This is a genomic window from Marinobacter persicus (assembly GCF_002934325.1).
Lineage (GTDB): Bacteria > Pseudomonadota > Gammaproteobacteria > Pseudomonadales > Oleiphilaceae > Marinobacter > Marinobacter persicus_A.
In genome coordinates, this window is the sequence record NZ_PTIV01000061.1 from 1 (window position 1) to 4273 (window position 4273).

At 58.8% G+C, this 4273-nt stretch carries 6 protein-coding genes; 4 read left to right on the top strand and 2 right to left on the bottom strand.

From position 1 onward, the window contains the following. The first annotated feature begins 268 nt into the window (after positions 1-268). From BY454_RS16350 to BY454_RS16360, 3 genes are all read left to right on the top strand, one after another. Positions 269-526, top strand: a complete 258-nt coding sequence (locus tag BY454_RS16350) for a type II toxin-antitoxin system Phd/YefM family antitoxin (RefSeq protein ID WP_104417628.1) — start codon at positions 269-271, stop codon at positions 524-526. After that, complete coding sequence (locus BY454_RS16355; protein WP_104417632.1) at positions 514-816, top strand: type II toxin-antitoxin system RelE/ParE family toxin; 303 nt, start codon at positions 514-516, stop codon at positions 814-816. Before BY454_RS16350 ends, BY454_RS16355 begins: the two co-directional genes overlap by 13 nt. A gap of 137 nt (positions 817-953) precedes the next feature. After that, positions 954-1226 carry a CopG family ribbon-helix-helix protein gene (locus BY454_RS16360; protein WP_054640921.1) on the top strand — a complete coding sequence of 91 codons (273 nt, stop codon included), beginning with the start codon at positions 954-956 and terminating at the stop codon, positions 1224-1226. Between the two features lie 118 nt (positions 1227-1344). Here the strand turns inward: BY454_RS16360 and istB are convergent, their stop codons facing one another. Beyond that, positions 1345-2100: an IS21-like element helper ATPase IstB gene (istB, locus tag BY454_RS16365; protein ID WP_104417629.1), complete on the bottom strand. Its 756-nt coding sequence runs from the start codon at positions 2098-2100 to the stop codon at positions 1345-1347. A 14-nt stretch (positions 2101-2114) separates the two neighbouring features. Continuing rightward, the gene (istA, locus tag BY454_RS16370; RefSeq protein WP_181049736.1) at positions 2115-3659 is read right to left on the bottom strand and encodes an IS21 family transposase; all 1545 of its coding nucleotides are present in this window, start codon (positions 3657-3659) and stop codon (positions 2115-2117) included. A gap of 202 nt (positions 3660-3861) precedes the next feature. On the opposite strand from istA, the gene BY454_RS16375 reads away from it, so the two are divergent. Beyond that, entirely contained in the window at positions 3862-4149 is a 288-nt protein-coding gene (locus BY454_RS16375) for a type II toxin-antitoxin system RelE/ParE family toxin (RefSeq protein ID WP_104417631.1), read from the top strand. Positions 4150-4273 lie beyond the last annotated feature (124 nt).

Sequence of the window (4273 nt, forward strand, 5' to 3'; positions counted from 1 at the left end):
TCAGCCCACGGCCCGTGGCGGCTGAGTCATTCGCCGGCACTGCGGCAAGCCTTACCGGCCCGATTGTTCCGGAGCTATGGACTGCCCGAACTGGCAGTACGGTAAAGGGTTGAATCAAGTCACTGAATCGCCGTGGTACGTGATCCGTATGCCCGGTGATGTGGGAGGAGGGGCATCGTGAGGTGCCTCCCTATCCCGATTAGCTGTGATTGTCCCGCCTGAAAAGTGATACTATAGTGTCACTACTAGTCTGATTCAGGGTGTGCCCATGAAAGTTGAGCTTGTTACGAACCTTAAGCGCCAGGCCACAAAGATTCTGGCAGACCTGCACTTGTCCAAAGAGCCGATACTGATCACGGAGCATGGTCAGCCGTCCGCATACCTTGTCGATGTGCAGGATTACGAGTTTATGCAGCGCCGACTGGAGTTGCTTGAGGGGCTCTCACGGGGAGAGCGTGCTGTACTTGAGGGAAGAACGTACAGCCAAAGTGAGGCCAGGGAGAAAATGTGTAAATGGCTGAAGTAATCTGGACGGAGCCCGCCCTTCAAGAGCTGGATGCGATCGCTGAGTACATTGCTCTGGATAATCCTGCAGCCGCAAGTCAACTGGTCCAAGAAGTTTTCGATAAGACCGAGCGTTTGGAAGATTTTCCCCAATCCGGACGGATTCCTCCGGAGCTCCCTAGTTCAGTATACAGGGAGGTAGTGGTTCCACCGTGTCGCATTTTCTATCGTGAGGATGATAAGCGAGTTCTCATTCTCTATGTCATGCGAGAGGAGCGACAGCTTCGGGCTTACATGCTTGGGAACAGCTAACCAGACGCGGCACTCGGATGCCTCTGTCTCCGCTTCTTTACGTCAAAGTCACCGGTGCGCTTCGGCGTTAATTCTTTGCCGCACCCTCGCAGACTATGCTGTAATACGTTGTAGTCGGCAAATTCGAGGGTATAGGTATGAGCGTCACCACAGTTCGCCTTCAAGCAGAAGTTGAGCAACACCTGGAAGCAATCGCCAGCAGGCTGCACCGGAGCAAAGGTTGGGTAATCAACCAGGCACTGTCGGAATACATAGAAAAGCAGCAGCTTGAGCAAGAGCGGTGGAAGCAAACATTAGAGGCAATGGAGTCTGCTGCCCAAGGCAAGGTTGTTGATGCCAGCGAGGTTCACAGCTGGCTTAATAGCTGGGGAACCGAAAACGAGCAGGATGCGCCGAGGTCAGGTAAGTGAAACTGGTTTACACGGACGAAGCCATTGCGTATTCCGGCGAACGTGACCGGTCATTCCGGGGATCGTGACCGATTTGCACACGGCCATCACGCTGGAGTGAGTTTTGTACTCTGAGCGGTCACGATGGGTCAACCGATTCCGGTTTTTGTGTTTTCGCTTTTCGCAGTGATTCCCCCTTCAGATTGAGTCGATGAGCGCCGTGCAGGAGCCGGTCCAGGATGGCGTCGGCGAGCGTGGCGGAGCCGATGTAGTCATGCCAGTGTTCGGTTGGTAACTGGCTGGCGATGAGCGTTGAGCCTCGCCCATGCCGGTCTTCAATCACCTCCATCAGATCCTGTCGTTGTTGTGCCGTGACCTTCTGCATGCCCCAGTCGTCCAGGATCAGTAGATCGGTTTTTAGCAACTGGTTCATCAAGCGGGCATAGCTACCGTCGCCGTGGGCGATGCGCACCTGTTCGAACAGGCGCGGTACTCGCAGGTAGCGAACCGACAGCCCCTGTCGGCAGGCCTGGTTGCCCAGGGCGCACGCCAGCCAGGTCTTGCCGCACCCGGTGGGGCCGGTGATGCACAGGTTCAGGGATTGGCGGATCCAGTCACAGCTTGCCAGACCCGCCATGCGGGAGCGCTCCAGCCCTCGTGGGTGGCGGTAGTCGATGTCTTCAATGCAAGCCGGCACGCGCAGGCGAGCGGCTTTGAGCAGCCGGTCCAGCCGGCGATTTTCGCGGTGCAGCACTTCGCGATCCACCAACAGGGCCAGACGTTCCTCGAACGCCAGGTCGTGGGTCTCAGGTTGTGATCGTTGTTGTTCCAGGGCATCACACATGCCCGTCAGCTTGAGCTGGCGCAGGGTGTCGAGAGTGTTTTGAGTCAGCATCAGTTTCTCCGGGATCAGTGGTAGTAGCGGGGGCCACGAACGTTGGTGTGAACAGGCAGATCGGTCAGTTCCGGTTCCTCCTCGGCCAGTGGCAGGGGGATCTGATCCAGCCCCTGTTTCAGAATCGAGGTGATGCTCTGGTAACTGGCCGAGTTGATGGCCAGCGCCCGGGCACAGGCCTGCTCCAGCCGGTCGCGGCTGTAACGTCGGCTCAGGTTCAACAGCCCCAGGCAGGCCCGGTAGCCATGCTCGGGATGCGGGCGATCCTTGAGCTGGCGCTGTACCACGTCGAGCGTGGCGGGGTCGATGTCCGTGGCCCAGTTCAGGAACCGGCCCGGCGACCAGTTCTGATGAGCCTGGTGGGACTTGGGCATGTGCTCGGTCAGGGTGACGAAGCGGCCCTTGCCATGCCGAGGGTGCAGAGCCACCCGCTGGCCTTTGTGCATGACCTCAACGGACGTATCGGTCACCCGAATATCCAGCTTCACACCCACCAAGGCGTGGGGCACGCTGTACAGCCGTTTGTCGATTTCGATGTGGTAGTCAATGCCCGGTCGCGCCTTGCGCCACTCGGCATAGACGTAAGGTGTTGCAGGCAGTGGCCTCAGAGCTGGGCGATCCAGTGCCTCGAACAGGCTCTGGCGGCTCTCGGAGCGCCCCTGGAACGGGCGCTGGTTCAGTGCCGGTAGCAGGTCTGCAATCGCCGAGTTCAGTTCGGCCAGTGAGAAGAACGTTCGGTGCCGCAACCGGGCCAGGATCCAGCGTTCAACCAGCAGCACAGCGGCTTCAGCCTTTGCCTTGTCCTTGGGCTTGTAGGGCCGTGCCGGCAACACCGCCGTCTGGTAATGGGCCGCCAGTTCCGCGTAGGTCTCGTTGATCTGGGGCGTGTATCGGTCTGCCTTGGTGACCGCTGCCTTGAGGTTGTCCGGAACCAGCAGTTCCGGCACGCCACCATAGAACGCCAGCATCCGCTGGTGGGAGGCGATCCAGTCCGGCAGGCTCTGACTCCAGGAGGCCTCGGCGAAGGTGTAGCTGGACGCACCCAGCACGGCCACAAAGACCTGGGCCTTGCGCATCTCGCCGGTGCTACGGTCCACCACCGGGACCGTGGGGCCGCAGTAGTCGATAAAGATCTTCTCACCGGCCCGGTGGACCTGACGCATGCTGCGCCGCTGCCGGCCGCGCCAGAGCCGGTAATGATGGCAGAACTGGCTGTACCGGCGAGCCTTGTCACCGTGGCGCTCTACGTACTCAGCCCACAGCAGTTGCAGGGTCACGCCCTTGGTCTTGAGTTCCTGATGGACCTGGAAGTAGTCGGGCTCGGCAAAGCGTTCGGGCGGCGTCTTGGCCGGGAACAGCTGGGCTTCCAGCCGTGCCTCGTCCGTGCCTTCCGGCAACGGCCAGGTAATGCCCTGCGCGGTGGCCAGGCTGACGTACTTGCCGACCACGCCCTTGGAGAGTCCGCAGGCACGGGCAATACGCTCATGGCTCAGGCCCGTTTCGTACTTGAGGCGCAAGACCTCGATGATTTGTCGCATGGAAATCCTCGCTGCCGGCATCCGCCCTTCCTCGTGATGAAAAGGGAAGGGGTATGCCGGATAAAGTTGAAGAATTCCAGCGTGTTGGCCGGGATTCCGGAGGAACGTGACCGATGATTCCGGCATCGTGACCGGTGATTCCGGAAAAACACCCGAAATCGGTCACGATAAAACGGAATGAGCGGTCACGATCACCCGGAACAGGCGGTCACGTTCAAACGGAATGGGCGGTCACGATGGGCCGGAATATGCAGCCATTGATGATTTAAAACGCCTCAGGGAGTTCATTGCGATGCACAACCCGACGGCGGCAGCCAGGATTGCCACCGAACTGGTTGGCAAAATCGAATTACTTCCAGACTTACCCAAAATGGGCGCGCCGGTTGAAATGGCACCGGTGCCGGATTCTGTTCGAGATATGGTTTTCGGAAAATACGTCGTTCGATACTCAGTCCATGCCAGCGCTATCATTGTTCTCCGGGTTTGGCATGGCCTTGAAGGTGAACGATAACAATTTAACCAAACGCGTCACTCGGACTCTGGCAAGCCCCCGATATTCTAGACACCTGACAGCTGCTTAAAATACTGCTTTTCGAAGTCCACGGGAGACAATCCACCGTTGTTGCCGTGCCGGC